21 protein-coding genes and 1 tRNA gene are annotated in these 21,451 nt (G+C 72.4%); 9 read left to right on the top strand and 13 right to left on the bottom strand.

Annotated elements, in window-relative coordinates:
• Positions 1 to 109: 109 nt before the first annotated feature.
• Entirely contained in the window at positions 110 to 1,402 is a 1,293-nt protein-coding gene (locus HPS36_RS08265; RefSeq protein ID WP_173229754.1) for a PQQ-dependent sugar dehydrogenase, read from the bottom strand.
• Positions 1,403 to 1,509: 107 nt separating this feature from the next.
• Here HPS36_RS08265 and HPS36_RS08260 point away from each other — a divergent pair.
• A tRNA-Gly gene (locus HPS36_RS08260) sits at positions 1,510 to 1,580 on the top strand.
• A 626-nt stretch (positions 1,581 to 2,206) separates the two neighbouring features.
• Positions 2,207 to 3,049 (top strand): aldo/keto reductase, encoded by an 843-nt coding sequence (locus HPS36_RS08255; RefSeq protein ID WP_173229752.1) that lies wholly within the window; start codon positions 2,207 to 2,209, stop codon positions 3,047 to 3,049.
• A gap of 11 nt (positions 3,050 to 3,060) precedes the next feature.
• Here HPS36_RS08255 and gfo6 read toward each other — a convergent pair whose 3' ends face one another.
• Together gfo6 and HPS36_RS08245 are read right to left on the bottom strand one after the other, a co-directional pair.
• Entirely contained in the window at positions 3,061 to 4,158 is a 1,098-nt protein-coding gene (gene gfo6 / locus HPS36_RS08250) for a D-xylose 1-dehydrogenase Gfo6 (RefSeq protein ID WP_173229750.1), read from the bottom strand.
• Between the two features lie 92 nt (positions 4,159 to 4,250).
• On the bottom strand, positions 4,251 to 4,778 hold the full coding sequence (locus HPS36_RS08245; protein ID WP_173229748.1) for a redoxin domain-containing protein: 528 nt from the start codon (positions 4,776 to 4,778) through the stop codon (positions 4,251 to 4,253).
• 190 nt (positions 4,779 to 4,968) lie between these two features.
• On the opposite strand from HPS36_RS08245, the gene HPS36_RS08240 reads away from it, so the two are divergent.
• Complete coding sequence (locus HPS36_RS08240) at positions 4,969 to 5,517, top strand: VTT domain-containing protein (protein WP_173229746.1); 549 nt, start codon at positions 4,969 to 4,971, stop codon at positions 5,515 to 5,517.
• Positions 5,518 to 5,526: 9 nt separating this feature from the next.
• Here the strand turns inward: HPS36_RS08240 and HPS36_RS08235 are convergent, their stop codons facing one another.
• The 3 genes from HPS36_RS08235 to HPS36_RS08225 all read right to left on the bottom strand — a co-directional run bounded on the left by HPS36_RS08235 (position 5,527) and on the right by HPS36_RS08225 (position 9,137).
• Positions 5,527 to 7,338, bottom strand: coding sequence for an acyl-CoA carboxylase subunit beta (locus HPS36_RS08235; protein ID WP_173229744.1), 1,812 nt, complete (start codon positions 7,336 to 7,338; stop codon positions 5,527 to 5,529).
• 99 nt (positions 7,339 to 7,437) lie between these two features.
• Positions 7,438 to 8,334 carry a class 1 fructose-bisphosphatase gene (locus HPS36_RS08230; RefSeq protein WP_173229743.1) on the bottom strand — a complete coding sequence of 299 codons (897 nt, stop codon included), beginning with the start codon at positions 8,332 to 8,334 and terminating at the stop codon, positions 7,438 to 7,440.
• Positions 8,334 to 9,137, bottom strand: a complete 804-nt coding sequence (locus tag HPS36_RS08225) for a class I fructose-bisphosphate aldolase (protein ID WP_173229741.1) — start codon at positions 9,135 to 9,137, stop codon at positions 8,334 to 8,336. The genes HPS36_RS08230 and HPS36_RS08225 overlap by 1 nt, the downstream gene beginning before the upstream one ends.
• A 213-nt stretch (positions 9,138 to 9,350) precedes the next feature.
• On the opposite strand from HPS36_RS08225, the gene HPS36_RS08220 reads away from it, so the two are divergent.
• Entirely contained in the window at positions 9,351 to 10,208 is an 858-nt protein-coding gene (locus HPS36_RS08220; RefSeq protein WP_173229739.1) for a 3-hydroxyacyl-CoA dehydrogenase family protein, read from the top strand.
• 24 nt (positions 10,209 to 10,232) lie between these two features.
• On the opposite strand, the gene HPS36_RS08215 is transcribed toward HPS36_RS08220, so the two are convergent.
• From HPS36_RS08215 to HPS36_RS08200, 4 genes are all read right to left on the bottom strand, one after another.
• On the bottom strand, positions 10,233 to 10,913 hold the full coding sequence (locus tag HPS36_RS08215; protein WP_173229737.1) for a phosphate ABC transporter permease: 681 nt from the start codon (positions 10,911 to 10,913) through the stop codon (positions 10,233 to 10,235).
• Between the two features lie 66 nt (positions 10,914 to 10,979).
• Positions 10,980 to 11,258 (bottom strand): zinc ribbon domain-containing protein, encoded by a 279-nt coding sequence (locus HPS36_RS08210; protein WP_173229735.1) that lies wholly within the window; start codon positions 11,256 to 11,258, stop codon positions 10,980 to 10,982.
• A gap of 50 nt (positions 11,259 to 11,308) precedes the next feature.
• A complete protein-coding gene (locus HPS36_RS08205; protein ID WP_173229733.1) occupies positions 11,309 to 12,625 on the bottom strand; it encodes an MFS transporter in 1,317 nt (438 codons plus the stop codon).
• 117 nt (positions 12,626 to 12,742) lie between these two features.
• Entirely contained in the window at positions 12,743 to 14,527 is a 1,785-nt protein-coding gene (locus HPS36_RS08200) for a hybrid sensor histidine kinase/response regulator (protein WP_173229732.1), read from the bottom strand.
• 141 nt (positions 14,528 to 14,668) lie between these two features.
• On the opposite strand from HPS36_RS08200, the gene HPS36_RS08195 reads away from it, so the two are divergent.
• The 4 genes from HPS36_RS08195 (at position 14,669) to HPS36_RS08180 (ending at position 18,306) form a co-directional block, all read left to right on the top strand.
• Positions 14,669 to 16,135 (top strand): Y-family DNA polymerase, encoded by a 1,467-nt coding sequence (locus HPS36_RS08195; protein WP_173229730.1) that lies wholly within the window; start codon positions 14,669 to 14,671, stop codon positions 16,133 to 16,135.
• 64 nt (positions 16,136 to 16,199) lie between these two features.
• Positions 16,200 to 16,634 (top strand): hypothetical protein, encoded by a 435-nt coding sequence (locus tag HPS36_RS08190; protein WP_173229728.1) that lies wholly within the window; start codon positions 16,200 to 16,202, stop codon positions 16,632 to 16,634.
• A 105-nt stretch (positions 16,635 to 16,739) separates the two neighbouring features.
• Positions 16,740 to 17,342: an NUDIX hydrolase gene (locus HPS36_RS08185; protein ID WP_173229726.1), complete on the top strand. Its 603-nt coding sequence runs from the start codon at positions 16,740 to 16,742 to the stop codon at positions 17,340 to 17,342.
• 85 nt (positions 17,343 to 17,427) lie between these two features.
• The gene (locus HPS36_RS08180; protein ID WP_173229724.1) at positions 17,428 to 18,306 is read left to right on the top strand and encodes a CPBP family intramembrane glutamic endopeptidase; all 879 of its coding nucleotides are present in this window, start codon (positions 17,428 to 17,430) and stop codon (positions 18,304 to 18,306) included.
• 25 nt (positions 18,307 to 18,331) lie between these two features.
• Here the strand turns inward: HPS36_RS08180 and panB are convergent, their stop codons facing one another.
• Complete coding sequence (gene panB / locus HPS36_RS08175) at positions 18,332 to 19,138, bottom strand: 3-methyl-2-oxobutanoate hydroxymethyltransferase (protein ID WP_173229722.1); 807 nt, start codon at positions 19,136 to 19,138, stop codon at positions 18,332 to 18,334.
• A gap of 134 nt (positions 19,139 to 19,272) precedes the next feature.
• On the opposite strand from panB, the gene HPS36_RS08170 reads away from it, so the two are divergent.
• Positions 19,273 to 19,623: a DUF5822 domain-containing protein gene (locus tag HPS36_RS08170; RefSeq protein WP_173229720.1), complete on the top strand. Its 351-nt coding sequence runs from the start codon at positions 19,273 to 19,275 to the stop codon at positions 19,621 to 19,623.
• Between the two features lie 45 nt (positions 19,624 to 19,668).
• Here the strand turns inward: HPS36_RS08170 and HPS36_RS08165 are convergent, their stop codons facing one another.
• Both HPS36_RS08165 and HPS36_RS08160 read right to left on the bottom strand, forming a co-directional pair.
• Positions 19,669 to 20,256 (bottom strand): HAD family hydrolase, encoded by a 588-nt coding sequence (locus tag HPS36_RS08165; protein ID WP_235681689.1) that lies wholly within the window; start codon positions 20,254 to 20,256, stop codon positions 19,669 to 19,671.
• Entirely contained in the window at positions 20,253 to 21,425 is a 1,173-nt protein-coding gene (locus HPS36_RS08160) for an acyl-CoA dehydrogenase family protein (protein WP_173229718.1), read from the bottom strand. Before HPS36_RS08160 ends, HPS36_RS08165 begins: the two co-directional genes overlap by 4 nt.
• Positions 21,426 to 21,451: the final 26 nt, after the last annotated feature.

The following is a 21,451-nucleotide window of genomic DNA, read 5'->3' as shown; positions in this document are numbered from 1 at the left end:
CGGGCTGTGCCGCGTTCACACGGGGTTTGGCGCGGGATCTGGCCCTCGGATCGTGACAACCGTCACCGCGGTGACCGAGGCCGCTCCCGATCGGTCCGAGCGGTCGAGGTCACGCCGGGACGATCCGGGCGACCGGCGCGTCGCCGTCGTCGACCGCGACGTAGAGGTGCCCGGTCGCCGGCTCGACCGCGACCGCGCGCATGCGCCACTCCCGGTCGTCGAGCAGGGGCTCGCGCTCGGTCACGACCGCGTCCTGTCCGTCGCCGTCGACGGTGAACCGCCCGAGGTACTGCGCCGCGAGCGTGCCCGCGAACAGGTCCCCGCGCCACTCGGGGAACGCGTCGCCGTCGTAGAAGACGGCGCCGCTCGGCGGGAAGCCCCCGGAGCCGCACGGCCAGTAGTGGACCGGCGCGATCACGCCGTCGCGCTCGCCGTGCCCCGGCGCGACCGGGTCGTCGGTCCCGTACCGGCACGCCTCGCTGGCGACCGGCCACCCGTAGTTGCCGCCGGCCTCGATCACGTTGATCTCGTCGCCGTCGCGCTCGCCGTGCTCGCACTGCCAGACCGCGCCGGTCTCGGGCCGCACCGCCATCGCCTGCGGGTTCCGGTGCCCGTAGCTGTACAGCGCGTCCGCGGCGTCCGCGTCGCCGGCGAAGGGGTTCTCGGGGTGGGGGTCGCCGTCGGCCGTCAGCCGCAGCGTCGCGCCCAGCTCGTTCGACCGGTCCTGCGAGACGTGGTCCGGCCCGAAGTCGGTGTCGCGCCGGTCGCCGACCGTGACGAACAGCGCGCCGTCGGGGCCGAACGTCGCCCGCGACCCGAAGTGGAGCTCCGTGCCGCGGAACGGCTCGGCGACGAACAGCGCCTCGAACCCGTCGAGCGCGGGCGCGTCGCCGTCGAGCGAGAGCCGCCCGGCGCCGAGGTGGGTGGTCGCGCCCTCCGTGCCGTCGCCGGCCGGGCTGTCCGCGGCGCGCGCCGAGTATGTCAGGTACACGCGCGGGTCGTCGGGATAGTCGGGGTGGACCGCGACGTCGAGCAGGCCGCCCTGTCCCGCCGCGAACACCTCGGGCGCGCCCGCGACCGGCTCGGTCGTCCCGTCCGCGGGGTCGACGAGCGAGAGCCGCCCCGGGCGCTCGGTGACGAGCAGGCGACCGTCGTCGGGCAGGAACGCGAGCCCCCACGGGTTCTCGAACCCCTCCGCGACGGGTTCGACGTCGTAGTCCACGTCGCCGCCGTCGTCCGGCGGGGGGTCCTCGTCGGGGGCGTCGCTCCCGTCGCCGTCGGGGTCGCTTCCGGTTCCGTCGCCGAGGCAGCCCGAGAGCGTTGGCAGGGCGGCGGCGCCGGCCAGGCCGCCGGCCGCGCGGAGGGCTGTGCGTCTGTCGATGCGGTCGGAGGAGTCGGGCATCGTTCGGGTTCGGATCGACGTGTGAGCGCGACGCCGATGACCCTTCCGCCGGCGCTCGTTCGGAACCCTTATATCTCCGACCCGGGCTACGATCGGATGCGAAGCACGCACCGGTAGTGTAGTGGTATCACGCAACCTTGCCATGGTTGCAACCCGAGTTCAAATCTCGGCCGGTGCATTTTGCGAACGAAGTGAGCAAAATCACCGAGAGAGATTTGAACGCTATCAGTCGCGCGCAGTGAACGCAGTGAGCGAGCACGTCTGATTCTGAGTTCAAATCTCGGCCGGTGCATCTTCTCGCTGCGCTCGAAGATCCACCGGCCTGACTCCCGCTCGCTGCGTCGCCGGCGCGTTGCGCCGGCTGCCAGAGGGACCGAAGGTCCCTCGCCGCTCGCGGGAGTCTCGGCCGGTACATTTTGCGAACGAAGTGAGCAAAATCTCCGAGAGAGATTTGAACACTATCAGTAGCCAGTAACCGGACGACTGGGCGATGGCTAACACTTCCAAAGCCCCAGCCGCGAGGCGGGCTGACGCTCGCTGCGCTCCTCGCTCGTTCACTCCGTTCACTCGCTGTGGTGCTTACGTCGCCTCAGCCCGCCTCGCGGCTGCCCCTTTGAGTCCGCCCCGCACGGCAACCGCACCTCACGCCTCCCCAGCCTCGTCGGCCTCCCTACGGTCGGCCGACTCCCTCGCACGCGCCGCTCGCGCCCGGCGGGCGCTCACGGGCGCGCGCCACAGCATCTTTGATCGGAGAGCGTTCCCCGACCGGTAGTTTCAATCGGCGATCCGGCGAACCCCTGTCGCGTGACCGTTCCAACGAAGACGCTCCCGAGCGGCGCGGAGCTGCCGGCGCTCGGACTCGGCACGTACGACCTCACCGACGGCGAGACCGTAGACAGCGTCCGCGCGGCGCTCGACGCGGGCTACGGCCACATCGACACGGCCGAGGGGTACAAAAACGAGGAGGCGATCGGCGACGCCCTCGCGGCGAGCGGCGTCGACCGCGACGACGTGTTCCTCACCTCGAAGGTGCTCGCGAAGAACCTTAACTACGAGTCGGTGATCGCCTCGTGCGAGGCGTCGCTCGACAAGCTCGGCACCGACTACCTCGACCTCTACCTGATCCACTGGCCGAACCCCGCCATCTCGCTGCGCGAGACGCTCCGCGCGATGGCCGAGCTTCGCGACCGGGGGCTCGTCCGCGATATCGGCGTCTCGAACTTCAGCGCGTACCAGCTCAGCTGCGCGCACCACGTCTCGGACGTTCCCATCGCGGTGAACCAGATCGAGTTCCACCCGTGGTTCCAGCGTCCGGACCTGGTCGAGTACTGCCGCGAGACCGACACCGTGGTCGAGGCGGCGGCGCCGCTCGCGCGGACGGACGTGTTCGGCGACGAGGTCGTCGCGGAGCTGGCCGAGAAGTACGACAAGCACCCCGCGCAGGTCGTCGTGCGGTGGGCGATCGACCGCGGCGTCGTCCCGCTCCCGCGCTCGTCGACCCCGGAACACGTCCGGGCCAACGCCGAGATGGACTGGGAGCTGGACGACGCCGACCGGCGGCGCCTTGACGAGCGCGACCGCGACGAACCGGTGTACGACACCCCGGCGCGCGACTGGACGAGCGACGTGTACGGGATCGAGCAGTAGCGGGCCCGAGGTTACTCCGCGCCGCCGAGCGCGACCGGCTCGCCCGTCTCGGCCGACTCGTAGACGGCGGCGAGCGCGCGGCTGTCGGTGAGCGCGTGCTCGCCGTCGGCGTGGAACGGCTCGCCCGCGAGCAGCTGGTGGCCGAAGTACGCGAACTCCTCTTCGATCTGGTGGACCTGATCGAAGTCGAGGTCGACCCGGGTGCCGTCGCGGACGACGGCGAAGCCGCGGTCCTCGCGCTCGTAGAACGCCGGATCCATGATCAACCTGGCGTCCGTGCCGGTGACCTCCAGCCGGCTCGCGTGCTGGGCGTTCTGACTCACCGAGCACTGCGCGTCGACGCCGCCGGGGAACTCCAGCCTGAAGGTCGCGTGCTCGTCGACGTCGGCGAACGCCGCGTGCTCCGAGCGCGTGCGGCCCGACACGCGCACCGGGTCCTCGCGGAGCACGAACCGGGTCGTGTTGAGCGGGTACACCCCCAGGTCCATAACCGCGCAGCCGCCGGAGAGATCGGGGTCGAGCCGCCACTGGTCGTGGTCGCCGCCGAGCTCGCCGAGCATCGTCTGCGTCATCGTCGCGTGGACGCCGACCACCTCGCCCGCGACGCCCGCGTCGATGAGGTCGCGGAGCCGCCGGACGGCGGGGTCGGTCTGCATCCGGTAGCCGACCATCAGCGGCACGTCGGCGTCGCGACACGCGGCTACGAGCCGGCGCGCTCGCTCCGGGGACGCCTCCAGCGGCTTCTCGCAGAGGACCGCCTTCCCCTGCTCGGCGGCGGCCTCGACGTACTCCAGGTGGGTCGCGTTCGGCGTCGCGACGTACACCGCGTCGTACGCGTCCGCGGCGGCCCCCGACCGGAACTCCTCGGGCGTGACCCCGGTCGCGTCGCGCTCGGCGGCGACCGCCGCGACGGCGGCGGCGTCGACGTCGGTGACGACGGTCGCCTCGGTGTACGCCGACCGCGCGATGCCGGGCAGCGCCCACTCCCGGGCGAACCAGCCGAGGCCGACGACCGCGACGCGGACGGGGTCGGTGACGGCGGCCGGGTCGAGCGTCTCCCAGTCCCGGCGAGTGAACTCGTCGAGGTACTCCGCGAAGTCGGCTTCCATGCCGACCCCTCGGCGCGGGGGCGTCAAATAACCACGGCGACGCCGTCCGCCGGCGGGCGTCCTGACCCGCGCCGCTCGCCACTCCCCGCCGTTCACCACTCCGCGTCGTAATCCACCCGCGGCCGCGCGGCGTCGACCCCGAGGTCGCGGAGCGCCTCGGTCGCGCGCTCGACGGGCGCGGGGTCGACGCGGTCGAGCGCGTCCGCCGTCACCTCGGCGAACCGGACCGTCCAGTCGCTGTCGACGATGACCGCCGCGCGGCGCGGGATGTCGGAGTGGCCCTCCCACGAGTCGGCGAGCAGGTCGTACGACTCGGCCGCGCCGCCGTGGAAGTCGGCGACGACCGGGAACGGGAGGTCGAACCGGTCGGCGTACGCGAACGCCGCGTACAGCGAGTCGCCCGTGAGCGCGGCGACGGCGAGGTCGTCGCGGTCGGCCCCGCCGGCGTCCCGGACCGCGGCGAACGCGGCCGTACACGTCGGCACGAAGGTCGCGGGCGCGAACAGGAGCGCGACCGCGTCGTGCGCCTCGACGAGCCGGAACAGCGCCAGCTCGTCGGCGGCCTCCCCCGAGACCGCCGGGGCGATGAAGTCCGGCGCCGTGTCGCCGACGCGAATCATGCGGAACGGTGGGCGCGTGCGAGGTAAATAGCCACGCCCGAAGCGGAGAGTGGTCACGCCCGAAGCGGAGGGAATTCTCCCCCGAACCGGACGGCCGGAAGAGAGGCGCCGTGGTGGGCGGATCCGACGTGTTGACGAGTGCTACCGCCCCTCTCGGGGACGTTTTACGCGTCGCCCGCGGAGGTGAGCCGTGATCGCCCCTCACGCCGCGACGCTGCTCGCCCTCGTCGGTACCTACGGCGCCGCGGCGGTCTTCGTCGTCTTCGCCCTGGAGGGGGCCCTCGTGGGGAAGGTGCTGCCGGCGCGGACGCTGTTCGTCGCGGCGGCGGTCGCCGCCGGCGTCGAGTCGCTCGCGGTGCTCCCGGTGTTCGCCGCGGCGGTGGTCGGCGCGACCGCCGGACAGTCGGTCCTCTTCGTCGCGGTCCGCCGGTACGACGCCGACCCCACCGCGCTGGCCGTGGTGCCCGTGAGCGAGGGTGGCCTCGACGGCGCGACGCGCTGGTTCGACCGGTGGGGGCTCCCCGCGGTCGCCGCCTCGAACGCCCTCCCGGGGACCCGCGGGTGGCTCGCGCTCCCCAGCGCGAGCGCCTCGTCCGTGTCGGCTCCCCGGTTCGCCGCCGCGTCGCTCGTCGGGTCGGCGGCGTACGCGGGCGCACTTCTCGCCGTCGGGCTGGCGGTCGGGCTCGGGTTCGAGGGGGTCCTCGGGGCGTACGGCGGCAACCTGATCGCGGCGCTGTAACCCGGTTCGTCAGAGGACGGTCCCGTGTTTCTTGTCGGGCAGGTCCTTCTGAACGTCCTCGTAGAACGCGAACCGCGCGGCCAGCTCGGCGCGGAGGTCGGACGGGGGAACGATCTCGTCGATGACGACCTCGCTGGCCATCCGGTGGACGTCGATCCCCTCGCGGTACTCCTCGCGCAGGCGCTGTTCTGTCTCGGCGCGCTCCTCCGGGTCGTCGATCTCGGCGAGCTTCCGGGCGTAGACGGCGTTGATCGCGGCCTCGGGGCCCATGATCCCGATCTCGCCGGACGGGAGTCCGATAACGCTCTCCGGGTCGTAGGCTGGCCCGCCCATCGCGTAGATCCCCGCGCCGTACGCCTTCCGGACCACGACGGTCTGCTTCGGCACCGTCGCCGACGAGGTTGCGTAGATCATCTTCTTGCCCTTCTCTAAGATCGCGTCCTTCTCGACCTGCGAGCCGGCCATGAAGCCGGGCGTGTCACAGAGGTACAGCAGGGGGATCTCGTAGGCGTCGCAGGTCCAGATGAACTCGGCGGCCTTCTCCGCGGCGTCCGGGAAGATGGCGCCCGACCGCTCCGTCGGCTGGTTGGCGACGACGCCGACCGGCCGTCCGTCGATCCGGCAGAACGCCGTGACGATCTCCGGGCCGTACCCCTCCTTCAGCTCGAACACCGACTCGGCGTCGGCGATCCGGTCGAGCAGGTCGTGGGCGTCGTACGGCCGGTTCGGCGCCTCGGGGATCAGCTCGTCGATCCCGTCGGGCGAGTACTTCGGCGGCTTCGTCTCGCGTTTCGGGGGCTTCTCGCCGGCCCGGTCCGGGAGGTAGCCGATCAGCTCGGCGACCAGCTCGCGGGCGTGCTCCTCGTCGCGCGCGATCAGGTCCGCGGAGCCGGACTCCTCGGCGTGGACGCGCGGGCCGCCCAGGTCCTCTAAGTCGATCTCCTCGCCGGTGACCATCTCGACCATCCGCGGCGAGGCGATCGCCATCGCGGACATGCCCTCGACCATCACGGTGAAGTCGGCGAAGACGGGGGTGTAGGCGGCGCCGGCGATACACGGCCCGTAGAGGACGCAGATCTGCGGCACCGCGCCCGACAGCATCGAGTGGTTGTAGTAGTACTTCCCGATCCCCTCGCGGTTGGCGAAGAAGCCGGTCTGCTGGTCGATCCGGCCGCCCGAGGAGTCCATCAGGTAGAGGACCGGGTTCCCCGTCTTCAGCGCGCGCTGTTGCATCCGGAGGAACTTCTCGACCCCCTTCGACGCCATCGACCCCGCCTTCACGGTGAAGTCGTTGGCCATGAAGTGGACGTCGCGGCCCTCGAACTCGGCGGCGCCCGTGAGCAGACCGTCGCCGGGGAGGCGGTCGCGCCCTTCCTCGTTTGCCTCGCCGTCCTCGCCGGCGGGCGCGTCCGGGTGCCAGTCGTCGAACGCGGCGAATTTCCCGTCCTCGAACTTGACGCCCGCCGGGTCGCCGTCGGCCGCGTCCGCGTCGCCGGCGCCGCGGGTTCCGCCCTCGCCGCCGAACCAGAGGTCGAGGCGGTCGCGGACGAACAGCTTCCCCTGCTCCGAGAGCCGGTCGCGGTACTTCTCCGGGCCGCCCTCGCGGATGTCGGCTATCTCGGCGCGGAGGTCGCGCTCGCGGTCGGTCGGCCCGAGGTCGTCGTCGAGCGGGTAGCTCGGTTCGGACGGCTCGGCGCTCGCGACCGGCGTCTCCCCCTCGCCGACGTGGACGTCGACGTCGACGCCGAGGTGTTCGGCGAGCGACTTCGCTATCGCTTCGGCCTCCTCGGGGGTCGCCGCCGCGCCGACGTGGACTTTCATGGACGCAAGATTTGCGGTAGATCCTAAACAGTTTTCCATGCGAGACTCGGCCCGGACCGCCGGGACCGCCCGCGCGGAGCCGCCGCCTCGGTCGCCGCCCTAGTCGCCGACCGCCGCCTCCAGCCGGTCGATCAGTTCCTCGTTGCCGACGTACAGCGGCGTGCGCTGGTGGACCGCCTCGGGCTCGACGTCGAGGATCGAGCCGGTCCCGTCCGAGGAGGCCCCCCCGGCTCGCTCGATGATGTACGCGATCGGGTTCGCCTCGAACTGGAGGCGGAGCTTCCCCTCGGGCGCGCTCCGGAGCGCGGGGTACGCGAACACCCCGCCGTAGGTGAGCACCTGGTTCACGTCGCCGACCATCGCGCCGCCGTAGCGGAGCTTCAGGTCGTCCTCGACCGCCCGGGCGTACGCCCGGAAGTCGGCGGGCCAGTCGGGGACGCGCCCGCCGAACCCGTAGACGGTCGGCGTCGCCGGGAGCGTCAGGTCGCCCTCGACGACCGAGCGCTCGACCCCGTCGCCGTCGGGCGCGCGCTCGACGACCTCCTCGCGGACGCCCGCCTCGTCGGCGACGACCATCGTCGTGATCGGCCCGTAGAGGACGTAGCCGGCCGCGACGAGGTCGCGACCGCTCGCGGGCAGCGGGGCGTCGTACACCCCGACGACGGTGCCCATCGCGTTGTTCGACCGCAGGTTCGACGAGCCGTCGAGGGGGTCGATCGCCACGGCGTAGGCGTCGGACGGCCCGTTCCCGACCGCGCCGCCCGCGTCGACCGCCGCCTCGCGCTCCTCGCTGACAAACGAGCCGACGCCGTCGACCGCGGTGATGGCGTCGCCGAGCAGCTCGTCGGCGTACAGGTCCCCCGCCAGCACTGACTCGCCGGAGGCGTTCTCCGTCCCGCTCTCGACGCGCCGGCCGGGGAGCGCCGCGCGGATCTCGGGGGCGGTCGCCGCGACCGCGTCGAAGACGGCCGCGACGGTCGGGTCGGGAGACGCCATCAGTCGTCGCTCTCGGCGATCGCCAGCGCCTCGGCCGGGTCGACCTCGTCGAAGATCACGGCCTCTAAGGCGTCGAGGATGCGCTCGGGCTCGTCGCGCTGGAAGACGTTGCGGCCGACGGCGATGCCGGTGGCGCCCGCGTCGATGGCGTTCGAGACGTTCCGAAGGAACGCCTTGTCGTCGCGCATCGTCCCGCCGGACATCACCACGTCGGCCGGGCCGGCCATCTCGACGGCGTCGCCCATCGCCTCGGCGGAGCCGGGGTACTTCACCTTCACCACGTCGGCGCCGAGCTCTAAGCCGAGCCGCGCGCCGTACGAGATAACCTCCGGGCTCCCGTCGTTGCGGAGCCCCTGTCCGCGCGGGTACGACCACATGACGACGGCCATGTCGTGTGCGCGGGCGCCCTCCTGGGCCTCGCGGAACTCCTCGGCCATCTCGACCTCGTGGTTCGACCCGCCGTAGACGGTGAACCCGACCGCGTCGGCGCCCAACTCGGCCGCGTACTCCGCCGTACAGTTGACCGCGCTGTCCGGCTCGCCCATCCAGAGGTTCGAGGTCCCGTTGAGCTTCAACAGGAGGTTCACCTCGTCCTCGTAGTCGGGGTAGTACGCCTCCGCGAGCCCCTTCTGGACGGCCAGCGAGGTGACCGCCTCGTGGGTGGCGAGCTCGAAGATCCGCTCCGGGTCCGCCGTGTCCGGGTTCGGCTCGAAGTCGACCGGCCCGTGTTCGAGCCCGTGGTCGTACGCGAGGATGAGCGACTTACCGTCGCGCGAGATGTCGTCGGCGGCGTGAGGAAGCATCGGTTCGTAGTTCAGTTACATCGATAAAAAGGGCTGTGGTAAAACTGGCGGGCGTAAAGAAACGGAACCGCGTTTCGCGGGGGTTTCGAGTCATGTTGCGGGCGATTCGCTGCCGTATCCGTTACTACTCAAATTGTTAATTTCTCCTCCCGGCGGGCGGCGCGGGGGCCGGCTTCCGCAATACTTACCACCCGCGGCGCGGCAGCGGTCCGCATGCGAGAACTCTCCGATGTGGACGTGGTGGGCGTCGTCGGCGCCGGCACGATGGGCAACGGCATCGCGCAGGTCGCGGCGACCGCGGGCTACGACGTGGTGATGCGCGACGTGGAGGCGGAGTACGTCGAGCGGGGCCTCGACAGCGTCGAGGACAGCCTCGACCGGCTGGCCGCGAAGGACGCGCTCGACGAGGAGCCGGACGCGATCCGCGACCGGATCGCGGGCACGACCGACCTCGACGACCTCGCGGACGCCGACCTCGTTATCGAGGCCGTGATCGAGGACCTCGACGTGAAACGCGACGTGTTCGCCGACCTCGACCGCGTCACCGACGACGGCGCCGTCCTCGCGACGAACACCTCCACGCTGTCTATCACCACCATCGCGAGCGCCACCGACCGCGCGAGCGACGTGGTCGGCCTCCACTTCATGAACCCCGTCCCGATCATGGACGGCGTCGAGGTCGTGGTCGGCGAGCGCACCGATCCGGAGGTCGTCGACTTCGCGCACGCCTTCGCGGAGGACCTCGGCAAGGAGACGTGGGAGGCCGACGACAAGCCCGGCTTCGTCACCAACCGCATCCTGATGCCGTGGATCAACGAGGGGATCCGCGCGTACGACGAGGGCGTCGCCGACAAGGCCGACATCGACCGGGGGATGAAGCTCGGAACGAACGTCCCGATGGGCCCGCTCGAACTGGCCGACCACATCGGCCTCGACGTGGCGCTCGACGCCAGCGAGACGCTCCACGACGAGCTCGGCGACCGCTACAAGCCGGCGTACCTCCTCAAGCGCAAGGTGGAGGCGGGCGACCTCGGCAAGAAGACCGGCCGCGGCTTCTACGAGTACGAGTAACCGACAATCGGTTCCGGCAGGGCGTTACGCGCCCTTCGCGCCGCCGTCGCGGTCGTCGTCCGCCGTCCACCGGCGCGCGCCGGGCAACAGCCCGACCAGCTTCGTCACGTAGCCGAACCGGAACAGCCCCAGCTGCGAGAGCGTCCCGAGGACGAACACCGCGAGGAACGCGGGCGCGGAGAGGTCGAAGAGGAGCGGCTGGACGGTCGTCTCCGCGGCGGCCGTCTCGAAGCTCGCGGGCGTGAGCGAGCGGGAGGCGAACGCCGCGCCGATGAGCGCGGTCGAGACGACGAGCGTCGTGCGCGTGAGGACGAACCCGAACAGCGCGCCGACCGCGACGCCCGCCAAGGTCGCGCCGACGAGCAGCGCCGTCCCCTCGAGCCCGGCCGCGTCGGCCGCGTAGAACGGGCCGACCGCGAACCGCCCGGCGAACCCGCCGACCACGGCGCCGATCCCCAGCACCGCGAACGAGAGCCCGGCGTACGCGAGAAAGCCGCCGAGGAGGCCGCCGACCGCGACCGTGCCGGCGGTCAGGACCGCGCCGTCGACCGCGATCAGGCCGACCACGTTCGGCGCGAACAGGTAGCCGGCGCCGGCGCCGACGAGCAGTCCCGTCAGCGTCACCGCGTAGACGGAGACCGCCGCGCCGACGAACGCGAGCGCCAGCCCCGCGAGGACCAGGCCGCCGTTGAGTGGGGTGAGCATGTCCGTACCGTGGCGCGCGCTCGTACTTAAATTGTCGCGAGAGAGGCGACGGGAAACGCGGTCGCCTCACCGCGCCCGGCTCGCGGCCTGCCGGTCGAGGTAGCGCGTGTAGCCGCCGACCGCCAGCCCGAAGCCGACGACGAGCAGGACGAACCCGAAGAGGCGGCTGGTCCCGACGGTCATCACGGTCAGGACGACGCCGAACAGCAGCGCGAACACGCCGGCGACGACGACGCCAACGTCCAGCAGCGGGGAGGGCTGGATGGTCCGGCAGTGGGGGCAGATCCGCGCGTCGGCCGGGATCGGCTCGCGGCACTCGACGCAGCGGAGGCGGTCGCTCGACACGCGAGGCGGTTCGGCCGGGACCCTGAAAAACGGCGCGCAGTCGGTCCCGCTCAGTCCGCGCCCGGCGCCGCGCTCGGCTCGTCGCCGACGTCGAGCGTCTCCTCGACCTGCGTGAACACCGCGACGAGGCCGAGCGCGGCGGCCGCGGCCCCGACCGCAAAGGGGACGACGAAGCCGAAGCCGTAGAGCCAGCCGGAGGCGAGGGGGCCCAAGGCGACGCCGAAGCCGAATCCCATGGTGAGCACGGAGAGGGTGGTCCCCGACTCGCCCTCGCGCGCGAGGTCTCCGGCGAGAGCGAGCGACGGGGCGAACACGCACGCGACCGCGACCCCCTGCCCGAGCCGGACGAGCATCATCAGCGCCGGCTCCGTCACGATCCCCTGGAGGAGCGTGGTCGGGACGAGGAGGACGAACCCGGCGAGCAGGAACGGCCGGCGGCCGATCCGGTCGCTGGCGCGCCCCACCGGGACCTGGAAGATCACGTTGGCGATCGTCACCGCCGCGAACTGGGCGCCAAACCAGACCGGCGCCTGGTCCAAGCGGACGTTCACCTGGTTCTGGAGGGTCGCGAACAGCGCGATACAGGCGCCCATGGCGACGGTCGCGAGCCCCAGCGTGAACACGGGGTCGAGCAGGCGGTCCTCGCCGCGGACCCGGATCGACACGTCGTCGCCCGCCTCGCCCTCCACGTCGGCGTCGCGGACGAGCAGGAACACGAGCGTGAAGCTGAGGTACGCCCCGGCGCAGGCCGCGACGAACGCCGCGTCGAACCCGTCGAGGACCGGGAGCCCGACCGCCGAGAGGTCGTACGGCCCGGCCTCGACGACCGCGCCCGCGAGGACCGGCCCGAAGCCGAAGCCGATGAGACGGAAGGTGTTGTACACGCCGAAGTTCCCGCCGCGGTCGGTGTCGCTCGCGGCGTACTCGTTGACCAGCGCGACCGTCGCGGGGATGATGAGCGCCGCGCCGAGCCCCTGGACCGCGCGCAGCGCGACCAGCACCGGGTAGCTCGTCGCGACCGTGTACAGCCCGCTCGCGGTCCCGAGGAGGAGGATGCCGGCGAGGACGAAGGGCCGTCGCCTGCCGACCCGGTCGGACAGCCGCCCGGTGAACGGCTGCGAGAGGCTGTTGAGGAAGCCGAAAAGCGAGAGGACGATCCCGATGAGCAGCGGCTCGGTCAGCGTGACCGCGGCCGCGCCGACCCCGATCTCCGCGCCGAGGAGCCCCTCGATGTCGACCACGTCGCTCGTGATGTACAGCGGGAGGACGACGATGAGGAAGGAGTTCCCGGCCGCGCCGACCATCCGCGCGAGCGCCAGCACGATCACGCGCCGGTCGGTCTCGGCGATGTCGGTGAGCGACCCCATTCACTCCGAGTTCGGAACGGAGCATAAAGGCGCTTGTGAACGGCGGGAGTCGATCCGCTTTCGGGCGGGTCGGCGGCCGCCCGGGGCGGAGTGGCGGGGCAGAGGGCCGGGCGGCGCTCAGGCCGTCGCGGGCGTCCGCTTGTCGACCCCGCGGACCTCGAACCGCGCGCCGCCGTCCGCACCGGTCGTCGCGTCGACGGTCCAGCCGTGCGCGGTGGCGATCTCCTGGACGATCGCGAGCCCGAACCCGGTGTTGCCGGAGGCGCCGCTCTCGCCGGGCTCGAAGAGGGAGTCGGCGACGGCGGAGTCGATCCCCGGCCCGTCGTCCTCGACGTAGAAGCCGTCGGAGAGGTCGCCGACGCGGATCGAGACGTCCCCGCCGACGTGGTCGACCGCGTTGCGCATCAGGTTCTCGAAGAGGTTCCGGAGCCGGTCGGGGTCGGCGAGCACCTCGCGCTCCGTCTCGACGGAGAGCGTCGCGTCGGCGGTGTCGACGGTCGACCAGCTGTCGGCGACGACGTCCGCGAGGTCGACGTGTTCCGGGTCGCCGACCGTCTCGCCCTCCCGCGCGAGGGTGAGCGTGCGCTCGACGATCGACTCCATCCGTTCGAGCGCGTCGAGCGCGGCGTCGAGGTTCTCGGCGTCGTCCGACATCTCGCGGGCTAGTTGGACGCGGCCCTGCGCGACGTTGAGGGGGTTCCGCAGGTCGTGCGAGACGATGCTCGCGAAGGAGTCGAGCCGGTCGTTCTGCCGTTCGAGCGCCGCCTCGCGCTCCTTGAACTCCGTGATGTCCTCCTGGAAGCCCACCCAGTGCGTCACGGTGCCGTCCGCGTCGCTGATCGGGGCGATGCTCACGCGGTTCCAGAACTCCGTCCCGTCCTTCCGGTAGTTCAACAGCTCGACGCTCGTCGACTCCTCGGCGTCGATCGCCTCGCGGAGCTCCTGTACCGACGCCTCCTCGGTGTCCGGCCCCTGGAGGAACCGGCAGTTGACCCCGATCGACTCCTCGCGGTCGTACCCCGTCATCTCGACGAAGCGGTCGTTGACGTACACCATCGGGTTGTCCTCCTGTTCGGGGTCCGTGATGGTGATCCCGACGGGCGCCTCGTCGAGCGCGCGGGTCTTCGTCTCCAGCTCCTCGCGGCGCTCGCGCTCGTCGGACACGTCGCGGAGGATGCCGACGCTGCCGTCGAACGACTCGCCCTCGTACGGGAGCGCCGCCATGTGGTCCCGGCAGGGGATCGGCTCGCCCTCCTTGGGGACGATGTCGACGCCGAAGTGCTGGACGTCGGGCCCGTCGGACGAGAGGATCGTTCCGAGCCGGTCTTCCGCCTCCTGGACCGCGTCGTCGTCCTTGATGAACCCGGGCGTCTCGCCGATGATCTCCTCGCGGTCGTAGCCGGTCAGCTCGGCGAACGGCTCGTTGACGAACCGGAAGACGCCGGTGTCGTCGACGACGTAGACCGGGTAGCCGAGCGCCTCGATGACCGTCGAGTAGCGGTCGGCGATCTCCTTCGTCCGGTGCTCCTCGACCGCCTGGTCGACGCGGTTCGCGAGCCGGCGGAGCTGCTCGGGGCCGCCCTTCTGGAAGTAGCCGGTGACGCCGGCGTTGAGCGCCTGGCTCGCGATCTCTTCGCTCCCCTTCCCGGTGTACAGCACGAAGGGGATCTTCTGGTGGCGCTCGCGGAGCGCGTCGAAGAACTCCAGCCCGTCCATCGCGGGCATGTCGTAGTCGCTGACGACGCAGTCGAAGGCGCCCTCGTCGAGCCGGTCTAACGCGTCCTCCGGGTCGGTCACGCTCGTCACCGAGACCGCGTCGAGCTCGCGCTCGAAGTACGCCTCCGTGAGGTCGAGGACCGAGGGGTCGTCGTCGACGTGTAGCACGTCGATCGCTCCGGGCATACGTCCACGAAGGGACGCACCGAATAAACGACTACCGCCCCGGCTATCGGATCTGGATCCGGGGGCGCTCAGGCGGAGGCGGCGTCCACTTCCGGCGCGCGTGGCTGATTCTTAAGTCCGCGGAGCGCGGAGCCGAACGCGATGACCGGCGGGACGCCCGTCGCCGGGGAGACGCTCCCGGGCGCCGGCGACGACGGGGACGACGGCGCGGACCGCGTCGTCTGTCACGTCGACATGGACTGCTTTTACGCCTCCTGCGAGCGGCTGCGGCGCCCCGAACTCGCGGGCGAGCCCGTCGTGGTCGGAATGGGGTACGAGCCGGGCGAGTCGATCGGCGCGGTCGCGACCGCGAGCTACGAGGCCCGCGCGTTCGGCGTCGACAGCGCCATGCCGATCTCGGAGGCGCTAGAGCTACTCCCTCGTCGCGCCGACGCGGACCCCGACAACCCGGACGCGCCGGACCCGGCCGAGACCGGCCGGTACGTCCCCGTCGACCTCGACTTCTACGAGGAGGTCGCGAGCGAGGTGAAGGCGGTGCTCCGCGACTGCGCCGACACCCGCCGCGAGGTGAGCATCGACGAGGCGTACCTCGACGTCACCGACCGGACCTCGTGGGCGGTCGCGGGCGACGACCCCGACGACCCGCCGCCGAGCGGCGCCGCGGGGCCGAGCGAGGCGCGGACGCTCGCCGAGGGGTACGCCCGCCACGTGAAAGACCGGATCGAGCGCGAGGCGGGCGTGCCGGCGAGCGTCGGCGTCGCGCCGAACATGTCGGCCGCGAAGGTCGCCAGCGACGCCGACAAGCCCGACGGCCTCGTCGTCGTGCCGCCGGGCTCGGTCGCCGAGTTCCTCGCGCCGCTGCCGACGGCCGACGTCCACGGCGTCGGCCCCGTGACCGAGGAGACGCTGGCGGACCTCGGCATCGAGACCGCGGGCGACCTCGCGGCGGCCGACCGCGACCGCCTCGCCGAGGCGCTGGGCGAGCGCGGCCCGGAGCTCTCCCGGCGCGCCGCGGGCGACGACGACCGCGAGGTGACGCCGACCGGCCTCCCGAAGAGCCTCTCCCGCGAGTCGGCGCTGCCGACGACCGCCGACGAGGCGACGAAGCGCGAGACCGTGACGGCGCTCGCCGCGGACGTGGCCCGCCGCGCCCGCGAGCGCGGCTGCCTCTACCGCACCATCGGGATCAAGGCGGTCGAGCCCCCCTTCGACGTGAACACCCGCGCCCGGAGCCTCCCCGGCCCGGTCGACGACCCGGACCTCGTCGAGGAGGTGGCGCTCGACCTCCTCGGCGAGTTCGACGAGACCCGGGTCCGCAAGCTGGGCGTCCGCGTCTCCAAGCTCGACTTCGCGGAGACGGACCAGGCGACGCTCGGCGGGTTCGAGGCGGCGGGGGACGACGGCGATCGCGAGCGACGGAGCGGCCGCGAGCGCCGGGGCGACTCCGAGCGACAGCGCAGCGGCGAGCGCGGCGGGGCGGGCGACGGCGGCAAGCTCACCGACTGGGTCGACGGCCCGCCGGACCGGGGCGACGGGGAGGAGCCGGCCGCCGAGCGCGAGCGCCGAGACGCCGACGAGGGGCAGGCGTCGCTCGGCGACTGGGGCTGAGCGCCCCGAACGACCGCCGCCGGCGCCCCCGAGGTTTTTCGGCCGCGAGGCGGATCGGTCGCGCATGCCTTCCCCGCGCGCGCTCCTCCTCGGCCCCGACCGCGACCGCCCGCGACCCGACCCGCGGCTCGCCGCGCCGCCGCTGTGTTTCGCGCTCGTCCTCGCCGCCTACGCGATCGGCGTCTTCGAGGTCGCCGGCGGAGTGATCCTCCTCGCCGGGGACGCGACGGTCGTCGGCCTGCTCGCGGCCGCGGCGCTCGCGGTCCGGCGGAACGGACTGGTCGCCTCGTGGGCGGCCGCCGTCGCCGCGCTCCTCGGCCACCGCGTCGATCACTACCTGCTGGGGCTCTCCGGGCGCTCGCTCGGCGAGCGGATCGCCGCCCTCCTCGCGGTCGACGGCCTCGCCGTGATCGGGGCCGCCGCGCTCGCGGCGGGCACCCTCGGCTGGGCCGCCGGGACGGCGGGCCGCCTCGCAGTCGTGCGCGTCCGGGGCGCGTGACGGGCGGCGGCGACGCCGCGTCCGGGGCGCGCGACGGAGCCCAAGTGGGCGCGTCCGGGACCGCGCGACGGCCGGGTATTTACGCGCCGAGCGACGACCGCGACCATGGACGACCCCGACGACCTCGCGTGGGAGACGCTCGGCTCGGCCGTCGACTACACCTGCCCCGGCTTCGACGTGCGGCGCGACGAGGTGCGGTTCCCGGACGGCGAGGCCGACGGGTTCCACTACGTCGACGAGCCGCCGGCGGTCGTGGTGCTGCCGCTGACGCCCGACGGCGACGCCGTCGTCATCGACGAGTGGCGGCAGGCCGTCGGGCGCGTGAACCGCGGGATCCCCGCGGGGACGATGGAGCCCGAAGACGGAGACGGGGGCGCGAACGGCGGGGCGAGCGAGGCGACGGACCCGAGCGACGACGCGATCGAGCGCGCCGCGGCCCGCGAGCTCGCCGAGGAGACCGGGTACGAGGCCGACTCGTTCGAGCGGCTGACGACCGTCGAGCCGACGAACGGGATGGCGAACGCGGTTCACCACCACGTGCTGGCGACCGGCTGCGAGCCGACCGCCGACCGCGACTTAGACCACAACGAGTCTATATCGGTCGAGACGGTGCCGTACGACGACCTCCTCGCCGCGGTCGTCGACGACGGGCTGCGCGACGGGCGGGCCGTCACCGCGGTGCTGTGGTACGAGCTGCTCCGCCGGTGACCGGCGCGCGGACGCCGGCAAGGCGACCGTCCGCGACGCTTCCGACACGGACAACCATTTTGCCGAGCGCCGCCTACCCCGGGCGATGACAGATCCCTCCAGCCGCGACGCGTCCCCGGACGGCGGGGTTCACGACGAGTTCGACGACGTCGACCCCGACCCCGTCGCCGACGACGCGGGCGGCCCGGGGAACGCCGGCGGGTCGCCGGCCGTCGCGGTCGCGACCGCCCTGCTTCTCGGCGTCCTCGGCCCCGTGATCGCGCTCGCGAGCGGCGTCGCGGTCTTCGCGATCGACGCCGCGGCCGGCGGGCTCTCGCTGGTCGCGAGCGTCGTGCTCACCCTGATACTCGGCCAGTACGTTGCCTTCGGCGGGCTCGCGGTGGGGTACCTCGCGTGGCGCGGCCTCGACCGGCGCGGGATCGTCTCGTACCTCGGCGTCCGGGTGCCGAGCCTCAAGGAGATCGGGATCGTCCTCGGCAGCTGGGTCGTGATCCTGATCTTGGTCCTCGTGGTCTCGACTATCGTCCAGCTGCTCGGGACGGAGACCGCGGCGAACCAGAGCGCGGAGCTGGCGATGGGGAACCCGGCGATCATCCCGCTGTTCGTCGCCGCGTCGTTCCTCGTCATCGGCCCCTGCGAGGAGATCCTCTACCGCGGCGTCGTCCAGGGGCGGCTCCGCGAGTCGCTGCCGGCGGCGCCGTCGATCCTGCTCTCGGCCGCCATCTTCGCGACCATCCACGTGATGGCGCTGACCGGCGGCCTCTCCGCCCGGCTCACGACCGTCGCCATCCTGTTCGTGCCGAGCCTCGTGTTCGGCGCGGTGTACGAGTACACGGAGAACCTCGTGGTCCCGGCGCTGCTCCACGGCCTCCACAACGCCGTGATCTTCACCGTCCTCTACGTCACGGTCACGCAGATGGATCCGAGCGACCTGCCGGCGATCCTCGGCGTCGTGCCCCTCTGAGACGGGGAGCCGACGCAGGCGGCCCTCAGTACAGGTCTTCCAGCTCGGACTCGACGTGCGAGTGTTCCTCGGCCGGGAACTCGCCGCTCGTCACGGCCTCCCGGTACGCCTCGACGGCGTCGACCATCTCCCCGCGCACGTCGCCGAACTGCTTCGCGAACGGCGGCGACCACTCCCCGAGGCCGACCGCGTCGTTGATCACCAGCACCTGCCCGTCGCAGTCGGCGCCCGCGCCGATGCCGATCGTCGGGATGTCGAGCGCCTCGGTCACCGCGCCGGCGAGGTTCGCGGGGACGTGTTCGAGCACGAGCGCGAACGCCCCCGCGTCGGCGTGCTCGCCCGCCAGCTCGATTATCTCCTCGGCGGCGTCCTGCTCGGTGCCCTGCCGGGTGTACCCGCCGAGCCGGTTCACGTGCTGGGGGGTCAAGCCGAGGTGCGCCATCACCGGGATCCCGACCTCAGTCATCCGGCGCGTCGTTTCGACGGTGTGGGGACCGCTCTCGATCTTCACCGCGTCCGCGTTCGCCTCCTTCAGCAGGCGGCCGGCGTTGCGCACGGACTCTGCCTCGTCGACGCCGAAGGAGAGGAACGGCATGTCGGCGACGACGAGGGCGTCGTCGGTCGCGCGCGCCACCGCCGCGGTGCGGCTCGCGACCTCGTCGAACGTCACGGGGAGCGTGGAGTCGTAGCCCAGGGCGGCGTTGCCCATGCTGTCGCCGACGAGGACGACGTCGATCCCGGCCTCGTCGACGATCGCCGCCGTCGGGGCGTCGTAGGCGGTGAGCATCGTGATCGGATCCTCGGCGTCCCGGAGTCCCCGCGTCGTGGTCATGCCTCGGAGTCGACCGCGCGCCACCCTAAAATCGTCGGGAACCGGACGGCGAGTCGACCGCGCGGTCGCCGCCGGACGCGCCGGCGCCGCGGCCGACCGCCACCGATTTGCCGCTCCGCCGCCGAACCCGTGGCGTGCAACCAGTCGAGCGGGCCGAGTACGAGGGGGTCGACTACGCGTGGGTGATGCAGACGACGTTCGTCGTCACCATCCTCGTCGGCGCCCCCGTCGTGGCCCTGCTGTCGACGACCGTCGCGCTGGAGTCGTGGGGCGCGCGGGCCGCGTTCGCGGTCCGGGTCGGCGCCCCCATCTGGTTCGTCACCGCGGTCGCCGTCGCGGTGTACGCGAGGCGGAACGACGCCGGCGACGGCGGCGCAGCCGACGACGGCGCCGAGCGCGAGGAAGGCGGTGAGGACGGCGAGCCCGACGAAGGCAGTGAGGATGCAGATCCCGAAGAACGCGGAGAGGACGACGAGACGGGGTGAGTCGGGGCGACGCGCGCCGACCTCGCGGTGCGACGATCCGTGCCGCTACTCGGCGAGTAAGTCCGCGGCCCACGCGAAGTCGACGCCGCCCCGCTCGGCGGCGACCGCGTCCCGCCGCGAGTCGCCGACGAACAGCGAGTCCTCGGGGGCGGCGCCGAGCCGGTCGATCGCCGCGAGCAGCGACGCCGGGTCCGGCTTGTGGCTCCCGACGGTGTCGCGGCCGACGATGGCGTCCCCGGCGATCGCGTCGCCGAGGCCGTGCGTCTCGACCGCGATCCGACACGCCTCCTCGCAGTTGAGCGAGCAGACGCCGGCGCTGGGCGGCGAGCCGACCTCGCCCTCCGGGCCGTCGGCCGCGAGCCGGTCGCCGAGCGGGAGCCGGGTCGACTCGCGGGCGCCGGCGCGCTCGTGGAGCGCGATCGCCTCCTCGACGGCCGCCCGGATCCCGTAGTCGTCGGCCGCACCGAGTAACCCCCACAGCTCCTCGGTCGGGGGGATCAGCGCGCGCTCGGCGTACACGTCGAGGACCGACTCCGCGACCGCGTCCCAGTCGACCGCGAGCTCGACGAGCGTGCCGTCGAGGTCGTAGACGACCGCGTCGTAGCCGGCGAGCCGCGAGTCGACCGCGCTCACTCCCCGAACACCCCGCGGGCGATGATCGTCTTCTGGATCTCGGTCGTCCCCTCGTATATCTCCGTGATCTTCGCGTCGCGGTAGAGCCGCTCGACGTCGAACTCGGTCGTGTAGCCGTAGCCGCCGTGGATCTGGACCGCCTCGTTCGTCACCGACATCGCGGCCTCGCTGGCGCGGTACTTCGCCTTCGAGGCGGCGACGCGGTAGTCCTCCCCCGCCTCCGCCTGCCGGCACGCCTCGCGGACGAGGAGCCGCGCGGCCGACACGTCGGTCGACATCTCCGCGAGCTTGTGCCGGATCGCCTGGATGTCGCCGATCGGGCGGTCGAACTGCTCGCGCTCCTGCGCGTACGTCGTCGCCTCGTCGAGCGCGGCCTGCGCGACGCCGACCGCCTGCGCCGCGATGCCGATCCGCCCCTCGGTGAGCGTCCGGAAGGCCGCGGAGAGCCCCTTCCCCGGCTCGGTGAGCCGGTTCTCGGCGGGGATCCGGCAGTCGTCGAAGGTGATCCCGGTCGTGTCCGAGGCGCGGAGCCCCAGCTTCTCCTCCTTCTTTCCGACCTCGAACCCCTCGGCGTCCGCGGGGACGAGGAACTGCGTGACGGCGTCGTCGTCGGGGTCGCGCTCCGCGTCGTCGACCTTCGCGAAGACGACCGCGACGCCGCCGCGCTTCCCGTTGGTGATCCACTGCTTCTCGCCGTTCAGGACGTACTCGTCGGCCTCGGGGTCGTGCGTCGCTGTCGTCGACATCTGCGCCGGGTTCGACCCCGCGTGCGGCTCCGAGAGGCAGAACATCCCGACCGGGCGGCCCGTCTCCGCCATCTCCGGGAGCCACGCCTCGCGCTGCGCCTCCGTGCCGAACTCGGCGATACAGGAGGTCGCGAGGCAGTGGACGGACAGCGCGGTGGCGACCGCGAGCGACCCGTGCGCCAGCGCCTCGTTGGCGACCGCGTAGGTCGTCTCGTCGGCGCCGAAGCCGCCGTACTCCTCCGGGACGGTGAGGCCGGTCAGGCCCAGCTCCGCGAGCCCGTCCCACACCTCCTCCGGGAACGTCTCCGTCTCGTCCGCCTCGGCCGCGGTCGGGCGGACCTCCTCGGCCGCGAACTCCGCGACGAGGTCGCGGACGGCCGCCTGCTCGTCGGTGAGCGCCGATCCGACGCGTGCTCCGGTCATGTCACCGACTTCGGTCCCTCACCGAA

Source organism: Halorubrum salinarum (genome assembly GCF_013267195.1).
GTDB lineage: Archaea > Halobacteriota > Halobacteria > Halobacteriales > Haloferacaceae > Halorubrum > Halorubrum salinarum.
The sequence above is the reverse complement of the archived record's forward strand: the minus strand, read 5'-3'. Positions and strand labels throughout refer to the sequence as shown.

Excerpts from the sequence above, each read along its gene's own strand:
- HPS36_RS08265 (WP_173229754.1), bottom strand. The coding sequence starts at position 1,402 with ATGCCCGACTCCTCCGACCGCATCGACAGACGCACAGCCCTCCGCGCG.
- gfo6 (WP_173229750.1), bottom strand. The coding sequence starts at position 4,158 with ATGGAAGCCGACTTCGCGGAGTACCTCGACGAGTTCACTCGCCGGGAC.
- HPS36_RS08245 (WP_173229748.1), bottom strand. The coding sequence starts at position 4,778 with ATGATTCGCGTCGGCGACACGGCGCCGGACTTCATCGCCCCGGCGGTC.
- HPS36_RS08235 (WP_173229744.1), bottom strand. The coding sequence starts at position 7,338 with ATGAAAGTCCACGTCGGCGCGGCGGCGACCCCCGAGGAGGCCGAAGCG.
- HPS36_RS08230 (WP_173229743.1), bottom strand. The coding sequence starts at position 8,334 with ATGGCGTCTCCCGACCCGACCGTCGCGGCCGTCTTCGACGCGGTCGCG.
- HPS36_RS08225 (WP_173229741.1), bottom strand. The coding sequence starts at position 9,137 with ATGCTTCCTCACGCCGCCGACGACATCTCGCGCGACGGTAAGTCGCTC.
- HPS36_RS08220 (WP_173229739.1), top strand. The coding sequence starts at position 9,351 with ATGCGAGAACTCTCCGATGTGGACGTGGTGGGCGTCGTCGGCGCCGGC.
- HPS36_RS08215 (WP_173229737.1), bottom strand. The coding sequence starts at position 10,913 with ATGCTCACCCCACTCAACGGCGGCCTGGTCCTCGCGGGGCTGGCGCTC.
- HPS36_RS08205 (WP_173229733.1), bottom strand. The coding sequence starts at position 12,625 with ATGGGGTCGCTCACCGACATCGCCGAGACCGACCGGCGCGTGATCGTG.
- HPS36_RS08200 (WP_173229732.1), bottom strand. The coding sequence starts at position 14,527 with ATGCCCGGAGCGATCGACGTGCTACACGTCGACGACGACCCCTCGGTC.
- HPS36_RS08195 (WP_173229730.1), top strand. The coding sequence starts at position 14,669 with ATGACCGGCGGGACGCCCGTCGCCGGGGAGACGCTCCCGGGCGCCGGC.
- HPS36_RS08190 (WP_173229728.1), top strand. The coding sequence starts at position 16,200 with ATGCCTTCCCCGCGCGCGCTCCTCCTCGGCCCCGACCGCGACCGCCCG.
- HPS36_RS08185 (WP_173229726.1), top strand. The coding sequence starts at position 16,740 with ATGGACGACCCCGACGACCTCGCGTGGGAGACGCTCGGCTCGGCCGTC.
- HPS36_RS08180 (WP_173229724.1), top strand. The coding sequence starts at position 17,428 with ATGACAGATCCCTCCAGCCGCGACGCGTCCCCGGACGGCGGGGTTCAC.
- panB (WP_173229722.1), bottom strand. The coding sequence starts at position 19,138 with ATGACCACGACGCGGGGACTCCGGGACGCCGAGGATCCGATCACGATG.
- HPS36_RS08160 (WP_173229718.1), bottom strand. The coding sequence starts at position 21,425 with ATGACCGGAGCACGCGTCGGATCGGCGCTCACCGACGAGCAGGCGGCC.